Origin of the sequence: Streptomyces umbrinus, assembly GCF_030817415.1 — a bacterium.
In the GTDB taxonomy this organism is placed as follows: Bacteria; Actinomycetota; Actinomycetes; order Streptomycetales; family Streptomycetaceae; genus Streptomyces; species Streptomyces umbrinus_A.
In genome coordinates this window covers 1,109,190-1,124,686 of the sequence record NZ_JAUSZI010000002.1, presented here as the reverse complement: position 1 = coordinate 1,124,686, position 15,497 = coordinate 1,109,190, and the positions used below count along the sequence as shown (strand labels likewise).

Genomic DNA, 15,497 nt, shown 5'->3' with positions numbered 1-15,497 from the left:
CCGGACCTGGTCGGAACCTGCTTGTCAGGTGAGTCCGGCCTCTTCGCAGGCGGCCCCGAGTTGGGGGGTACAGATCTGCTCGACCGTGTAGGCGCCGTCCTTCACCAAGGTGTCCTTGATGGTGTCGACCGTCACGGACACGGGGGTGAGCAGGACGGCCGGAACCGTGTGCCCGCCCAGGGGTGTCACCTCGCTCTTGGCGACCCGGTCGAGGCTTTCGTCGCGGGCCGCGGCCACGGCCATGGCGGCGCCGGCGGAAGCCTCGGGTCCGAAGGGCTTGTAGACGGTCATGTACTGCTCGCCGCCGACGATGCGCCGTACGGCTCCGAGCTCGGCGTCCTGCCCGGTGACCGGGGGCAGCGGGGCGACCTTGTTCGCCTTGAGGGAGGAGATACAGCCGGCGGCGAGGCCGTCGTTGGCCGCGTAGACCCCGTCGATGTTGTCGACGCCGAGGGCCGAGATGGCGGCGGACATGTTCATGTGCGCGGTCTCCGTCCTCCACTGGGTGGTGTCGTACGCCTTGCCGATCTTCACCCGCCCCTGAAGCACGGACAGTGCGCCCTTCTTGAACGACACCGCGTTGGGGTCGGTGGGATCACCGTTCATCATGACGATCTGGTCGTCGGGCGCCCTGTCGCCCATCGCTGTCAGCAGCGCCCTGCCCTGGAGTCTGCCGACCTCCTCGCCGTCGAAGGAGGCATAGCCCGCGATCGGGCCCTCGGCGAGGCGGTCGTAGGCGATGACCGGGACGCCCGCCTGGTCCGCCTTCCTGACGGCGGGGCGGAGCGATCTGGCGTCCACGGCCACGAGGACGATGGCGTCGACCCCCTTGCTGAGCATCGAGTCCATCTGTTCCTGCTGGATGGCCACATCGCCCTTGGCATTGGCGTTCTCGACCGCGCAGTCGTCGCACAGCTCCGTGATCCTCTTCTGGAGCAGGGGCCGGTCCTGTGTCTCCCAGCGGGCCGTGGTGGAGTCCGGAAGCAGCACGCCGATGCTCAGCGTGTTCCCGGTGTCGGAGTCGTCCTCGGCGTCCTGCCCGCAGGCCCCAAGGGCGACAACCGTCGAGATCACGGTCATGACGACGGCCGCGCCCCGGATGCAGGCCTTCATGTGAAAGACCTCCCTTGTCCTTCACCTCGTGTGACGAGGGGCGCTCACGGTTGCGTGCGCCCGGCCTGAGACGGTCAGGGGATCCGGGTGCCTCGTGGCGTCAAGGGCTGGCGTGTGATCGGCGTGGCAAGTCGAACACGTCGTAAGTGTGGCACCGGCCGTGGTGATCTGCGAACGCAGCGGCCCGGCTCCGGCCGTCGGTCGCGGCGGTTCGGCTCCGGCCGTCGGCGACGGGCGCGGGATACCGCGCGAAAGCGGCTGTACGGCGGGCGTCGAGACGATTTCTCAGGGCCTGTGGGGGTGCCCGTGAGGCGGTCTGCCACTGACCGCGATCAGCTGGATCTGTCGTGTTAGTCCCGATATGCGATTCTGGTAGGTGGGCGTCCGATCTCAACCCAGCGGCACCTGCCGCATGGACCGGAGGTAGGTCGCGGACATGCATCATGACGGCCGCGCCCTGGCCGGAGTCTCGGAGCCGCGGGAGTCCCGGGCCGGCGCCGACGACAACGGTTCACGGCCACCTCTGCCGGAGGCAGCCGCGAGCGACAGGCCCCTGACCTTCGCCGGAGTGGCGTTGGCAGCGGTCTATGTCCCCGATGCCGGGAACGGCGATCTCCGCCTGGTGGAGACGGCCGGGCGTGCCACGTCGCAGTACCTGCCGCCGGAGCGGCTGCCCCTGTCCGGTGACTCACCTGCGGCGCACGCCTTCCGCACCGACCGGCCGCTGTGGCTGGACCTCGTGGACCTCGCCACCCGCTCGGAGGACCGGGACTCCCAGCGACGGGACTCCGAAGGCCGGCGTTCCGAGGGCCGGGTTTCCGGAGGCGGGCTTTCCGGGGGCGGTCCGACGCCGTCGTCGGCACAGGCGCCGCAGGCACAGGAGCAGGAGCAGCAGGCGCAGGCGCCGCCGACAGAGGCACCGCTCGCCGCCCTCCCCCTGGGGACGGAGGGCAGGCGGCTGGGCTGCCTCGTCGTCGTGGGAGCGTCCCCGATCGGCTTCGAGGCCGAGCAGCGGCGCTTCCTGGAGCGGTACGCCGACGCGATCGCAGCCATGCTCCGGACCGAGGCCGACCGCCCCGCGCCCACGTCGCTGCTGAGCCCCGCCCTGCGGAGTCTGGGCGTCGGCTCGTTCGTCCTGATGCCGGACACCGGTCTGATCGAGGCGGACGAGGCTCTGCTCGATCTGGTCGGCATCACACCGGCCGACTTCGACGGCAAGGTGGACACCCTGCTGGCGCACGCGCTCCCGGAGGACATGCACGCGCTCATCTCGGTACTGGAACCGTCCACGGAGGCGTTCGGCCGCCGGGAGCTGGAGTTCCGTGTCCGCCGCCCCACCGGTGGAATGCGCTGGCTGAGCCTGACCTGCCGGGTGGTGGCGAGCACCGACGAGCGTCCGGAGCAGGTGCTGGGCGTGGTGACGGCGACCTCGGTCCTGCGGCAGAGCGCCGACGACGTGTCCAGGATCCAGTGGCTGACCGCCGCGCTCGACGACGCGACCACGGTCCGTGACGTCGGCCGGGTGGTGGTCACCGCCCTGCGCGAGCCGCTGGGCGCCGACCGGGTGGCACTCGCCGAGTTGCGGGACGACCGGCTCATGGTCACCGTGCTCGACCCGCCCCAGCCCGCGGCCTGGCCGGAGACATGGCGTTCCGAGTGGCGTTCGGAGTGGCCCGACGCACCGGTCAGCGCCCTGCCCACCCTGCAACTGGCGCTGCGGGACGGACGGATGAACCTGTGGTCCGCCGGCACGACCCTCGAACCCGGACTCGCGGGCATCGGTGCCGGAGGTCTGGCCGTGCTGCCGCTGCCCGCCAAGGGCCGGGTCGCGGGCGTGTGCCTGGTCGGCTGGGACGAGCCCCACGACTTCGTCCCCGAGGAGCGGTCCCTGTTCACCGCCACCGCGGCGCTGGTCGGACAGGCCCTCAACCGCGCGCACGCGCACGACGCCGAGCAGGAGCTCGCGACGATGCTGCAGCGCAGTCTGCTGCCCCGGCGCCTCCCGGAGCTGCCCGGCGGGACGGCCGTCGCCCGCTATCTGCCCGCCCGGCGGGGGCTGCAGGTGGGCGGTGACTGGTACGACGTCATCGCCCTGTCCGAGGACCGGGTGGCGCTGGTCATCGGAGACGTACAGGGACACAGCGCCGGAGCCGCGACGATCATGGGCCAGATGCGTACGGCAGTCAGGGCCTACGCGGTCGAGGGCCACCCGCCCGACGTGGTCGTCTCGCGCGCCAACCGACTCCTCGTCGGCATGGAGACCGATCTCTTCGCCACCTGCTGCTACGCCGAACTGGACCTGGAGGAGGGCAACACCCTCTTCGTCCGGGCCGGGCACCTCGCACCGCTGATACGCCATCCCGACGGCAGGACCGAGGAGGTGCAGGTCGAGGGCGGGCTCCCGTTGGGCATCCTCGCGGAGGCCGAATTCCCCATGACCACCGTCGCGTTGACCCCCGGCACGGTGCTCGCTCTGGTCACCGACGGCTTGGTCGAGGCGGCCGACCTGCCTCTGGACGAAGGCATGCGGCGCACACGCGACGCGCTCGCCGCAGCCGATCCCGCTGATCCGGGGCGGATGGCCGACGAACTGCTCGGCGGTGTCGACCGTCGCGAGGACGACGTGGCGCTGTTGCTGCTGCGCTACGACGGGATGAAGACCCGGCCGATCCGGGCCGGCTGGGCGGTGTGGCGGCTGCCCGACGCCGTCATGCACGCCCGCCGTTTCACCGCGCGCACGCTGCGCAAGTGGCGGGTCGAGGACGTGGCCGACTCGGTGCTGCTGGTCGTGTCCGAACTCGTGACCAACGCCCTGGTGCACACCCAGGGCCCGGTCCGCGTCGATCTGATGCTCCGCGGGGACCGGCTCCGGGTCTGCGTGACCGACTCCTCGCCGCGCGCGCCCGCCAAGCCCGTGTCCGTGGACTGGGAGTCGACCGGCGGTCGGGGCCTGCTCCTGGTCGAGGCGATGTCGGAGGCCTTCGGTTCGATGCCGGTGGCCGACGGCAAGCAGGTGTGGAGCGAGATCGTCGTGCCGAAGCACGAGCCGACTCCCGCGGACCCGGAGCCCGGGGCGGAACAGGAGCCCGGGACGGAACAAGGGGCTGCACCATGAGAACCCGTACGCGGCATCTGGTCGCGGCGCTCGTCGCCGGGCTCATGACGCTGTCCCTGGCCGCCTGCGGCGGCGACGACGTGGCGGACACGGACGGCTTCACCGTCGGTCTGCTGCTCCCGAGCCGGGCGGTCCCCCGCTGGGAGCATTCCGACAAGCCCCTCATCGAGCAGCGCCTCAAGGAGCTGTGCCCCCGCTGCACCATGGAGTACGCCAACGCCGAGAACGACGCGGCGAGGCAGCGGGAACAGCTGATGTCCATGATCACCAAGGGGGTCGAGGTCCTGATCCTCGACGCCGCCGACACCAGGGCGGTCCGCTCCTCGATCCAGGAAGCGCGCAAGGCGGACATCCCGGTCGTCTCCTACGACCGGCTCGCCGAGGGCCCGATCTCGGGCTATGTCACTGTCGACGGCGGACAGGTCGGCAAGCTCCAGGGTGAGGCACTCCTGAAGGCCATGAGCGACAGGGGGAACGGCGAGAACGTCGTGATGCTGAACGGCGATCCGACCAGCCCCAACGCGGCGTGGTACAAGCGGGGCACCCTGTCCGTCATCAAAGGCAAGGTGACGATCAGCAGGTCGTACGACATCCTGGGCTGGAGCAAGGACAACGCCCACACCAACATGTCCGCGGCCATCGCGGCCCTCGGGCCCGACCGGATCGACGGCGTCCTTGCGGTCAACGACTCCATCGCCGCGGGCGCCGTCGCCGCCTTCAAGAGCGCCGGCGTCAGGAAGCTTCCTCCCATCACCGGCCAGGACGCCGACATCGAGGCCGTGCGGCGCATCATCAGGGGCGAGCAGTACATGACGGTGTACAAGCCGTTCGCGGCGGAGGCCGACACGGCCGCCGCCATGGCGGTCGCCCTGGCGCGCGGCGAGGGTCTCGACGATGTCTCCACCACGTCGACCGACAGTTCCACCACCGAGGACATCCCGTCCGTCCTGCTCACTCCGAGCGCGGTGACGGTCGACAACATCGAGCGGACACTCGTCAAGGACGGCGTGTACACCGTCGACCAGATCTGCACCCCGGAACTGCGGCGCGCGTGTGAGAAGGCGGGGCTGACCCGGTAGGGGAACGGAGAGGGCATCGGAGGGCGTAGCGGAGGCCAAGGGATCCGATCCCTTCACCGGAACAACCCGGCTCCTCAGCGAACGGGGTACCGGAACGGCCCGGCTCCATTCAGCGAACGGGATGCCGGAACACCCCGGCTCCGGTCAGCGAACGGGACGCCGCCTGGCGCGCCGGGTCCAGACGACGGCGGCAACGATCACATCGGCTGCCAGGAGCATGATGCCGATGACCAGCAAGTAGCCCAGGCCGTCCGCCGCCACGCCGATGATCCCCAGGACGACGGCGGCGAGGACGAGCAGCAGGAAGAGCACCATCGCCCGCGCACCTCCCTTCGAGTCCCTTCGAGCAGGCTGCCGTATCAGCGGGCTGCCGGTCTCAGCGGCGCGCGAGTTGCCGCTCGCCGTTGGCCCCCGGCTGGTAGGCGATGCCGTAGTAGTGGAAGATCTCTTCCTCCTGCTCGGCGGGCAGAATGTCGTCCGTGCCGATCGAGGGAGCTTGTTTGACCAGGCTCTTGGCGTAGGAGACCTTGAGGTAGCCCGGCCCGAGGGTCGTCTCGTCGAGGGGGACGAAGACCAGGCGCTGCCGGGTGGGCAGTCCGGTCCGGACGGTGGCAACGGCCGGTTCGTCGGTGGCGGTGTCCACGTAGACCGCTTCGAGCGCGCCGATCCTGTGCCCCTTCGGATCGACGACGTCGTGGTTGCGCCATTCTCGGATGTCGGCTGCCTGGATCATGCCGTTTCCCCTCTGAGCGAGGCGCCCGTCGGCGTCGGCTGCTCCACGGAAGATCACGGCCGCGCATCGGCCGAGCCAACGACTCCGACGTGAACACGCCGGAGTCGCCCTTCCGGGCGGTTGCACGTGAGAGTGCACCACCCGCAACTATTTTACTACGGTCCGTGCGGGTCGGACATTCGTGAGTGCTGCATCGAATGCGTCCTGCCCGCGCTGTGTGCCGGAGGCGGAAACCGGCGATCGGGGCCGGGGCGGCAGCCATCCATTGCGGAAAGTACCTGAGGGTGTCGCACGGTATCCGCAAGCTTTGGGCAGGACTACGCTGCTGAGTGAGGCCCCAGTCCCCGGCAGCGATGTCCTGTTCCGCTCCTGGGAGGCCCACCGTGCACCAGGTGACCACTCACCGCGAAGAAGGGCGGCTGGTGACGGCTGTCGATTTGGCGCGGGATGCGGCTCTGCCGGCCGAGGTTGTCGAACTGCGTGCCAGGAACGAGCAGTTGGGCCGGGCGCTGGTGACCCGTGCGGTCATCGACCAGGCCCGCGGCATGGTGATGGCACTGGCGCCGTGCTCCAGCGAGAGGGCCTGGGACGTGCTCGTGGGTGTGTCGCAGCACTGCAACATCAAGCTCCGGGACGTGGCTGCGGCCCTGGTGGCCACTGCGGAGGGCGAGAGGCTCCCGGAAGAGATACGGCGAGGGCTCAGCCGGGCGCTGCGGTGCCTGCACGCGGCGGACCGGGGGTGACGGCGTGTGCTCGACGGATGGCACCGGGAGCTGTGAACTCAACTCTCCGGTGCCTTCGTCCCGGCCGGCCGTCGGACGCCCCTGCTGAGTAGCCCTGACGACGAGTCCCAAACACCCCACGATTCCTGGCCCGTTCGGCTACTCGGGCCGTTGGGTCCGGTCGTTGTGGGCGAGGCCGTCCGGATGCACAGACGTACGTTCTCCGAGGGGAAGAACCAGTACCTGCAAGGCTGTTGGGCCGGGCATCCGGTGGATCTGTCCTGCTTCCTGCCAGCCCCAGGCCGTGAAGGCCGCACGGACCGAGCGGTCGGACTGCTCCACCAAGGTGACGCCGAGCGAAGCCTCGTGGTCACCGAGCAGGCGTTCCTGCAGCCGACGGGCGAGCCCGTGGGCGTGCTGGTGGGGGTGCACGACGGTATCGAGGATCGCGAAGACATGTCCGGACGCGGTGAGTTGTTCCAGGTTCTGCGGCAGCGGACCGTGGAACCCCTGCCACCAGGAGCCGTCGCGCGACACCGGTACTCCGAAGGCACAGCCCGTCAGGGACCGGGCCTCGGCGACCAGCATGTCGAATCCCGGCAGTTGTACGTCGTCCGCCAGGCGGAGCAGGAACTTCTGCCGGTCGTGGAACTCCTCACCTGGCGAGGCGGCGGACGACTCCACGTACAGATCCGCGAGGTCCTCCCGCAGGCCCTCGGCCTGCCAGCGGTTCAGCCGGCGCAGCCGCACCGTGTCCAGGGTGGACGGCTCGGAAACTTCGGGGTCGTGCGGTTGGGGCGGGGTGCGCATGGGGCGCCTCGGTTCCAGACACTGGGAGACGTGTGGGCCAGGCATCGTTGCCAACTGGCAGTGCACCGCCGGGGTCTGGGACGCGTACTGACCAGCATAGCCCCGGATCGGCTCTGGGCCGGGGCCCGTTGGGAGTTTGAGAGCGGGCTGCCAGGGAACCCGTCGGGCGTGCTTCAGACCGGAGGCACGCCCGTGGGAGCAGCTGTCGCTGCTCCCCAGTGTGCTGCGGTCCGACGGCTCCCACGGTGAGCGATGCCACCGACCAGGGAGACACGTGCCCATGCCGAACGCACCCACGCAGAACCGGCCGACCAGACGTGTCTACGACGACGCCCCGGACACCGACGCCGCGTTCCGCCGTATCGCGGCTTTACCGAAGGGCCCGGAGAGGTCGGCGCTGCAGCAGGAAGTGGTGTGCGCCTGGGCGCCGATGGCCGTACGGCTGGCCCGGCGCTTCCGTCATCGTGGCGAGTCCTTCGAGGACCTCCAGCAGGTCGCCCAACTGGGCCTGGTCAAGGCGGTGTCCCGCTTCGACCCGACCCTCGGCACTGCCTTTCCGAGCTTCGCCATACCGACGATCCTCGGAGAGGTGAAGCGGCACTTCCGCGACGACCTGTGGATCGTGCATGTGCCGAGGCGCGTACAGGAGCTTCGCAGCCGGGTCCGCTCCGCCGGCAACGAGTGCGCTTCGCTCAACGGTCACGAACCCTCGGTCCATGAGATCGCGGCGCACACCGGCCTCACCGAGGCGGAGGTACGACTGGGCCAGGGAGCCCTGGAGGCATACACCGCCGTATCCATGGACGCCCTGCCGGGCCACTCCGCGGACAGCTACCCCTTGACCGACACCCTTGGAGGCATGGAGCCCGGCTTCGACCGGGTCGTCGACCGCGAGGCGCTCCGGCCGCTCCTGCAGGCACTGCCCGAACGAGAGCGGCAGATCCTCTACATGAGGTTCTTCTGCGAGATGACCCAGCAGCGCATCGCCCTGCAACTCGGCCTCTCCCAGATGCATGTCTCCCGTCTGATCACCCGCATCTGCGCAGGCCTGCGCGATCAGGTGTGGGCCGAGGCCTATGATCTGAGGAAGGCGTCATGACGACGTTTCGGGTGCACGGGCGACGCCGGGGTGCGGGCCCGGACGGTCAGGCGCCCAGACCGACGTGGGGTTCGGAGCCGTTGATGAACGCGCGCGCCACATCGACCAGGCGCCGGTTGTGGGAGCGGGCGTAGCCGCGCAGTGCGGTGAAGGCCTGCTCCATGTCGATGTTCTGGCGTTCGGCGAGTTTCCCCTTGGCCTGCTCGATCAGCACCCGGCTGTTCAACGCCGTCTGGAGTTGTTCGTTGAGGACGGTGCTGCGGTGGGTGGTGCGCTGCTGCAGGAGGCTGATGGTGGCGACGTCGGCCAGGGCCTGGGCGATGAGGGTGGCGGCGGGGTCGAAGGGACCGGGGGTGGCGCGGAACAGGTTCAGCGCGCCGACGACCTCGTCCCGCAGACGCATGGGCAGGGCCTGGACGGCGCCGAATCCGCTGCGGTGGGCCGCCGTGACGAAGCGCGGCCAGCGGTCGACCTCCCGCGTCAGGTCGGGGATGATCACCGGTTGCCCGGTGCGGAAGCACTCCAGGCAGGGTCCCTCGTCGTTCTGGAGCTGGAAGAGTTCCAACAGGCGAACCTGTTCGTCGGAGGCGGCCATCACGCGCAGTTTGCCGTCCCGGTCGGCGAGCAGCACCCCGGCGGCGCCCGCGCCGAGCATGCCGACGCAGCGGTCGGTGAGCAGGCGCAGGAAGTCGATGAGGTCGAAGTCGGCGACCAGGTTGTCGGCGAGCTCGACGAAGGTCTTGGCCAGGAGCTGCTGATTCATCGTGGCACCCTTGATTGAGACTAGTCCCGCCGGGAGGGGGCGGGAAGTGCGGCACGTTCGTCGGTCGGCACCGATGCGTCAGGTTTCCTCGTCGGTCCGGTCGGGTTCCGCGTCGGGGGAGAAGCGGAGCCGGTGGGCCACCACATCGGCGGCCACGTCGGCGAGCCGGAGCCCTTGCACATAAGCGTGGGCGCGGAGCCGGACGAATGCTTCCTCGATGCCGACGCCGAGTTGGACGGTGAGGATGCCGCTGGCCTGGTCGATCTCCGCCCGGTAGGCGCCCAGGTCCTCGATGCCCCGGACTTCCAGTGCTCCGTCGACCGGTGCGCCCGCCTCGACGATCTGCGTGTCGAGCAGGAGCAGTGTCGCGAGATCGGCGAACGCCAGCGCGTCGGCCAGTAACTCGGCGTCGAGCACGGTCGGCACGTCGGCGTACAGGTCCAGAACTCCCGGGATGATCGCTCCCATCTGCAGGGGGAGCGCGAAGACCGCGCGCGCTCCGGCTTCCAGAGCCGCATCGGCGAACACGGCCCAGTGCTCCTGCAGTTCACCGGTGAGCAGATCGGGCGTCAAGACGGCGGAACCCCGTACGAAGGCGTCCACGCACGGTCCCTCGCCCAGCGTGAGCTGGAGCTCCTCCAGCTGTGCGCTGATGTCGTCCGTGCTGCACAGCGGATGGCTCGCCGCGGTCCGGGACATCGCCGACAGCCCGGCCCCGCCGATCGGCAGCGCTGCCACGGCCGCGGCGCACACGTCCACCACACCGGCCCGGGCGCCGCGCCGGGCCGCCTGCTCGGCGACCAGCACCTGGATCCGGGCGGACCGGCTGTCGGGCCTCACCCCGGCCACCGCGTCCAGGCATCGTCGGCAAGGCCTTCCAGTTTCGCCGCGGTGCGTTCGCCGAGGGGAAGGACCAGGACCCGGTGCACCGTGGCGCTGGTGGACTTCCAGACCACTCCCGCGTCCAGCCACCCCCAGGAGTGGAGTGCGGTGAGCGTGAGGTGATCGGCCCGGTCCACCAAGGTGGCGCCGAGCGACGCCCGGTGATCGGTCAGCAGCCGCTCCTGCAACCGGCGGGCCACGTCCTGGTCCTGCGGATGCGGGCGGACCAGGGTGTCGATGATCGCGAATACGCCGCCGGACTTGGCCAGTTGCTCGATGCTGCGCGGCAGAGCTCCGTCGAACCCCGGCCACCAGAAGCCGTCGCCGCGCACCGGGAATCCGAAGGCGCATCCCACCAGGCCGTCCGTCTCCGCGATCACCATGGCGAACCCCGGCCGACGGATGTCGGAGGCGAGACGGTTCAGGAAACTCTGACGGTCGGTCCGGTCGGTTCGGCCGGCCCGGCGGTACGGATCACGGGGTGACGTCTCGCGGGAGGCCACGTACAGATCCGCCAGTTCCCCGCCCAGGCTCTGCGCCAGCCTGCGATTCGCCCTGCGTAACCGCACCGCGTTCGTGGCGGACCACTCGCCGCCTCGGAGGTTCGCGCCCACCCGGCCGCTGCCCGGGGCCGCGCGGGGATCAGCTGAGGGCATGGGACGAGTCGGATTCGAAGGTCTGCGGCAGGCGCAGTTTCTGCACAGTGGTCAGAACGCCCATGGTTCTCACACTCCTCACGTCGATGCTGTCTTCCGGACCCGAGCGGTCCGGGAGACACACGGCACGGGAAGACCCCGGCCTGCTGTCCGTGGTGCGGCGGCCGGGGTCCTGGGCTGCGGATGGTGCGACTGGCTGAGCGCTGAGGCTCCTGCCGAAGCCGTCAGCCGGGAGAACGGGAAGGTACGACGGTCCGGTCGGCCGGGATGACACCGGCGGCGGCGAGAACATGCTCGGCCGAGACGGCGTTGTCGTCCCGTACGGCCATGGCCATCGCGGCGTGGGCAGGTGCGGGGGCAGCCTGCGGAGGTATCACCAGGAACAGGAAATGGTCCTGGGAGCCCCGGCTGACGATCATCGTCCTGTCCCCGACGGCGGACCAGTCGATACGGACCGTATGCCCCGCGACGACCAGGTGGCCCGGGGTCTCGTCCCAGTCGTTCGTGTCGAGGCCGACTCGGGAGATGTTGCCGAGCCGGGCCGTCAGTGCGATGACCAGGCCGGACAGTTGGCTCCCGATGTCGCGGGACCTTGGCCACCACGCGCCGTCGAACGTCCCCGTGCGCTTGGAGGTCGTCTCCAACCGCAGCACCGCGGTGCCGGGAAGCACCGGCTCACTGCTGGTGTCCGCCAGGAGCTGTACGGGGAGCATGATGACTCACTTCCCTTGGGTGCGGGCCCAGGCCCAGGACCGGAGTCGCCCACGGCCGCCGTCGCCCTGGGCTCGGCGATCACCGGTACCGCTCGTTGCGGCGCGACCGGGAACCTGCGGCGGGGCCGATGGCGCGGGTCCCCGGGCAGCCGGCAGGGAGCGGCTGAAACGGAAGGCCGCGATGCGCTCGTCGTGCTGGTTGTTGAGCCGGTGGATCAGGAACGCGCCCAGAGCCACCATCGCCAGGATCACCACTACGGTCACGAAGGTCTCCATGGCCCTCACACCTCTTTCGCCGGATGCGGCGTCGCAAGAGCGACCGCCGGTGTGCCGAGTCCCGGAGCAGTCACCGCCGGGATCCGCGGACCCGCGGGGCCACCGGCCTCATGGCCTCCTTCGGAGTCCCAGACCGCCTCGACGGTCCGGTCGGTCTCCGTCACTGTGCCCAGGCGCGCCGCCTCTGCCATCAGCTCGCTCGCGGTCGACGTGCGCAGTGGATCGCTCGCGGCGGCCAGCAGCCAGGCGGCAGAGTGGGGATTCGTCTGCGGAGGGATCACCAGCAGGTCCCAGCGGCCCACGCGATAGGAGAGCAGCAACATCTGGTGCGGGTCCTGCTGGGCCATGAACGAGCCCACCTTCACGACATGCCCCGCGACGGGCACTTTGCGTGGGACGGTCGGCCAGTGTGCGGGATTCACCGTGACCCTGGTGATCCGCCCCCACAGCGAATCGAGCACGGCGGTCAGTGCGGGAAGTTCCGCCCCGAGATCGCGGGAGCGGGGCCACCAGGCGCCGTCCAGCAGAGCCGGTGCGGAACCGCTGGGAGCCAGCGACATCCGCAGGGACGGAGGAGAAGGCCGGTCTTCGAGTGTCGGCGCGTACGAAACGGTCGCAGTCATGATGCGAACCCTGCTCCGGAGCGGTCGAAACCGGCCCCGGCGTAGTCAATCGCCGAAAACGACACGAGCATGGAGGCCGGTGCGCGAAATACTCTCGGTAACCCCAGCCTACTCCTCCGGCGAACCTCACGGACCGTGCCCGGGCACGGCGGTGGAGCCGGACAGCCGGTCTCGGCGTCGACGTCCGACTCGCGAGGCGTGAGCGGTCGACCGGCAGGCGGCTACGCGTCGATGACGAGCCCCTTCGCTTCGAGTACGGCGGCGAGGTTGCTGACCTCGATGACGCTCTTGCCGGAGCGGTAGGCCGCGATGTAGGCGTCCTCGGCCTCGACCCGTTCCTGGGACTTGCGCACGACGTCCGCCACGTCGTCGCGCCGTACGATCACCACGCCGTCGGCGTCGGCGCGCACGACGTCGCCGGGACGGACGATCTCGCCGCCGATCAGCACCGGCTCGGCCATCGGCCCCACGGTCTCCTTGACTGTGCCCTTCATACAGACGCTGTACGAGAAGACGGGGAAGCCGAGTTCGCGGAGTTCCCGCGTGTCCCGGACACCGGTGTCGGTGACGAGGCCGCCCAGACCCTTGGCGACACACGCGTTGGCCAGTACGTCGCCGAAGGAGCCCGCCTCGGCGTACTCGCCGGCCGAGACCACGATGACGTCACCGGGCCGGGCGTGGGCGATGGCGACCTGCAGCATGACGTTGTCGCGGGGAGCGCAGCGCACGGTGAACGCGGGGCCGCACAGCGACATCGCGGGGTCGACCGGCTTGATGGTCGAGTCCAGGGCACCCAGGCGGTCCTGTGCCTCGTGGATCGTGGCGGCTGAGTACTTGCTCAGCTGCTCGACCAGGTCCGGGTCGGGCCGGTCGAACTTCGTGTTGACGCGGATCATGACGCTCCTTCGGGTTTTCAGGAGGGGCGGGCAGGTCTTCAGGAGGGGTCGGCAGGGGACAGGTCCGCGCAGGCGCGGCCGATCCGCTCGCAGGCCTCGGTGAGGACGTCGGTGGAGGTCGCGAAGGAGATCCGGAAGTAGCCGGGTGATCCGTACGCGGCACCGTGGATGACCGCCACCTGCTGCGACTCCAGCAGATGGCGGGCGAAGTCCTCGTCCGAGCCGATCACTTCACCCGCGGGAGTCCGCTTCCCCAGTACGGCCGTGCAGTTCACGAAGGCGTAGAAGCCGCCGCTCGGTGGCGTGCAGGACAGATCGGGGATGTCGTCGACCAGCTTCACCGTCACGTCGCGGCGGCCGCGGTAGACGGCCACACAGTCGCGTACGAAGTCCTGGTCGCCGGTGAGGGCGGCGGTCGCGGCGGCCTGGCTGATCGACGACGGGCAGGACGAGATCTGCGACTGCAGGGTGTTGACGGCCGCCACCAGCGAGGCGGAACCGACGCCGTAGCCGATCCGCCAACCGGTCATCGCGTAGGCCTTGGAGACGCCGTTGGTGAGGAACACCCGGTCGGTCAGGCGTGGTTCGACGGCGGCGAGGCTGGGGACCTGACCCGGCTCGAACCAGATCTCGTCGTAGATCTCGTCGGTCAGCACCTGGACGTGCGGGTGGGCCAGCAACACGTCGGCCAGCGCGCGGAGTTCGTCCGCCGTGTACGCGGCTCCCGTGGGGTTGCCCGGGGCGTTGAGGATCACCCAGCGTGTCCGGTCGGTGATCGCCGACTCCAGCCGCCGCGGAGTCAGCTTGAAGCCCTCCGACTCAGGGCAGGGCACGACGACCGGTGTGCCGTCGTTGGCAAGGACCATGTCCGGATACGACACCCAGTACGGAGCGGGGACGATCACCTCGTCGCCCGTGTCCAGCGTGGCCATCAGCGCGAGGAAGATGACCTGCTTCGCCCCTCCGCCGACGGCGATCCGGTCGGCGGAGTAGCGCAGCCCGTGCCGCTGCTCCAGCTTCTGGGCGATGGCGGCCCGCAGTTGGGGCGTGCCGTTGACCGGGGTGTACTTCGTGTCGCCCCGCCGGATCGCCTCGACCGCGGCGGCCTTCACATGCTCGGGGGTGTCGAAGTCGGGCTCGCCGACCGTCAGGTCCAGGATGGCGAGTCCCTGTGCCTTCAGCTCGCGGACGCGCTGGGCCGCCGCGGTGCTCGGCGAGGGCTTGATCCGCTGAACACGCAGGGCGGTCAAGGCGGTTGTGGAGGTCGCCATGTCAGTCGGTCCGCCTCTCGAAGTTGAGGCCACCTGGCACCTGGAACGTCGGCAGGATCTCGATGTGGCCGATGTTCACATGGCGCGGCGAGCCGACGGCGAACTCGATGGCGTCCGCGATGTCCTCCGGCTTGAGCGACTCGTAGCCGTCGTAGAACTGCTTCTGGGCCTCCTCCATGTCGCCGAGGAGCCGGCCGAAGATCTCCGTCTCCACCCGGCCGGGGCAGATCTCGGTCACCCGGATCCGGCGGCCGTAGCCGTCGACGCGCAGCTGCCGGGAGAGGGTGTGCACGGCCGCCTTGGTGGCGTGGTAGACGGTGTTCCCGCCGAAGTTGTAGACGCCGGCGATCGAGCTGATGTTGACGATGTGCCCGAGGTCGCGCTCGACCATCCCGGGCATGATCAGGCGCACGAGGTGCAGTACGGCCTGGAGGTTGACCGCGATCTGCTCGTCCACGGCGAACTCGTCGGCGGAGAGGATGTTCCCGGTGCGGGAGACCCCGGCGTTGTTGACCAGGACATCGACCTCGATGCCCCGCAGCGTCTCGGTGAGGGCGGCCGTGTCGGTGATGTCGACGGCGTGCGGGGTGCAGCCCGTACGCCGGGCGAGGTCGTCGAGCCGCTCGGCGTTACGGGCGACGGCGTGGACTTCGAGCCCCTGCTTGGCCAGCCGTTCGACGACCACGGCTCCGATTCCGGTGGAGGCTCCTGTCACCAGGGCGGTGTTGTAGTCGGAAAAGGGCATG

The 15,497-nt window shown here is 69.9% G+C and carries 17 protein-coding genes; 4 read left to right on the top strand and 13 right to left on the bottom strand.

Annotated features, from left to right (window positions below):
* Positions 1-24: 24 nt before the first annotated feature.
* Complete coding sequence (locus QF035_RS05760; RefSeq protein WP_307518693.1) at positions 25-1,113, bottom strand: sugar ABC transporter substrate-binding protein; 1,089 nt, start codon at positions 1,111-1,113, stop codon at positions 25-27.
* 436 nt (positions 1,114-1,549) lie between these two features.
* On the opposite strand from QF035_RS05760, the gene QF035_RS05755 reads away from it, so the two are divergent.
* Positions 1,550-4,228 carry a SpoIIE family protein phosphatase gene (locus tag QF035_RS05755; RefSeq protein ID WP_307518691.1) on the top strand — a complete coding sequence of 893 codons (2,679 nt, stop codon included), beginning with the start codon at positions 1,550-1,552 and terminating at the stop codon, positions 4,226-4,228.
* Positions 4,225-5,307, top strand: a complete 1,083-nt coding sequence (locus QF035_RS05750; RefSeq protein ID WP_307518690.1) for a sugar ABC transporter substrate-binding protein — start codon at positions 4,225-4,227, stop codon at positions 5,305-5,307. The genes QF035_RS05755 and QF035_RS05750 overlap by 4 nt, the downstream gene beginning before the upstream one ends.
* Before the next feature lie 144 nt (positions 5,308-5,451).
* Here QF035_RS05750 and QF035_RS05745 read toward each other — a convergent pair whose 3' ends face one another.
* Positions 5,452-5,622, bottom strand: a complete 171-nt coding sequence (locus QF035_RS05745) for a hypothetical protein (RefSeq protein ID WP_307518688.1) — start codon at positions 5,620-5,622, stop codon at positions 5,452-5,454.
* A 61-nt stretch (positions 5,623-5,683) separates the two neighbouring features.
* Positions 5,684-6,040 (bottom strand): PRC-barrel domain-containing protein, encoded by a 357-nt coding sequence (locus tag QF035_RS05740; protein WP_307518687.1) that lies wholly within the window; start codon positions 6,038-6,040, stop codon positions 5,684-5,686.
* 392 nt (positions 6,041-6,432) lie between these two features.
* On the opposite strand from QF035_RS05740, the gene QF035_RS05735 reads away from it, so the two are divergent.
* Positions 6,433-6,783 (top strand): ANTAR domain-containing protein, encoded by a 351-nt coding sequence (locus QF035_RS05735; protein WP_307518686.1) that lies wholly within the window; start codon positions 6,433-6,435, stop codon positions 6,781-6,783.
* A gap of 138 nt (positions 6,784-6,921) precedes the next feature.
* On the opposite strand, the gene QF035_RS05730 is transcribed toward QF035_RS05735, so the two are convergent.
* Entirely contained in the window at positions 6,922-7,572 is a 651-nt protein-coding gene (locus QF035_RS05730) for a hypothetical protein (RefSeq protein WP_307518685.1), read from the bottom strand.
* 280 nt (positions 7,573-7,852) lie between these two features.
* Here QF035_RS05730 and QF035_RS05725 point away from each other — a divergent pair, with 280 nt between their 5' ends.
* Positions 7,853-8,671, top strand: coding sequence for a SigB/SigF/SigG family RNA polymerase sigma factor (locus QF035_RS05725; protein WP_307518684.1), 819 nt, complete (start codon positions 7,853-7,855; stop codon positions 8,669-8,671).
* A 46-nt stretch (positions 8,672-8,717) separates the two neighbouring features.
* On the opposite strand, the gene QF035_RS05720 is transcribed toward QF035_RS05725, so the two are convergent.
* The 9 genes from QF035_RS05720 to QF035_RS05680 all read right to left on the bottom strand — a co-directional run bounded on the left by QF035_RS05720 (position 8,718) and on the right by QF035_RS05680 (position 15,496).
* Positions 8,718-9,434, bottom strand: coding sequence for a GAF and ANTAR domain-containing protein (locus tag QF035_RS05720; protein WP_307518683.1), 717 nt, complete (start codon positions 9,432-9,434; stop codon positions 8,718-8,720).
* A gap of 78 nt (positions 9,435-9,512) precedes the next feature.
* Positions 9,513-10,274, bottom strand: coding sequence for an ANTAR domain-containing protein (locus QF035_RS05715; RefSeq protein WP_307518681.1), 762 nt, complete (start codon positions 10,272-10,274; stop codon positions 9,513-9,515).
* Positions 10,271-10,972: a hypothetical protein gene (locus QF035_RS05710; RefSeq protein WP_307518680.1), complete on the bottom strand. Its 702-nt coding sequence runs from the start codon at positions 10,970-10,972 to the stop codon at positions 10,271-10,273. The genes QF035_RS05715 and QF035_RS05710 overlap by 4 nt, the downstream gene beginning before the upstream one ends.
* A 224-nt stretch (positions 10,973-11,196) precedes the next feature.
* Positions 11,197-11,685: a DUF5994 family protein gene (locus QF035_RS05705; protein WP_307518679.1), complete on the bottom strand. Its 489-nt coding sequence runs from the start codon at positions 11,683-11,685 to the stop codon at positions 11,197-11,199.
* A gap of 6 nt (positions 11,686-11,691) precedes the next feature.
* Positions 11,692-11,961: a hypothetical protein gene (locus QF035_RS05700; RefSeq protein ID WP_307518678.1), complete on the bottom strand. Its 270-nt coding sequence runs from the start codon at positions 11,959-11,961 to the stop codon at positions 11,692-11,694.
* A 5-nt stretch (positions 11,962-11,966) separates the two neighbouring features.
* The gene (locus QF035_RS05695) at positions 11,967-12,584 is read right to left on the bottom strand and encodes a DUF5994 family protein (RefSeq protein WP_307518676.1); all 618 of its coding nucleotides are present in this window, start codon (positions 12,582-12,584) and stop codon (positions 11,967-11,969) included.
* 221 nt (positions 12,585-12,805) lie between these two features.
* Positions 12,806-13,480, bottom strand: coding sequence for a 4-carboxy-4-hydroxy-2-oxoadipate aldolase/oxaloacetate decarboxylase (locus tag QF035_RS05690; RefSeq protein ID WP_307518675.1), 675 nt, complete (start codon positions 13,478-13,480; stop codon positions 12,806-12,808).
* A gap of 38 nt (positions 13,481-13,518) precedes the next feature.
* Positions 13,519-14,751: an aspartate transaminase gene (locus QF035_RS05685; RefSeq protein WP_307518673.1), complete on the bottom strand. Its 1,233-nt coding sequence runs from the start codon at positions 14,749-14,751 to the stop codon at positions 13,519-13,521.
* Between the two features lies 1 nt (position 14,752).
* The gene (locus QF035_RS05680) at positions 14,753-15,496 is read right to left on the bottom strand and encodes an SDR family oxidoreductase (RefSeq protein ID WP_307518672.1); all 744 of its coding nucleotides are present in this window, start codon (positions 15,494-15,496) and stop codon (positions 14,753-14,755) included.
* Between the last annotated feature and the right edge of the window lies 1 nt (position 15,497).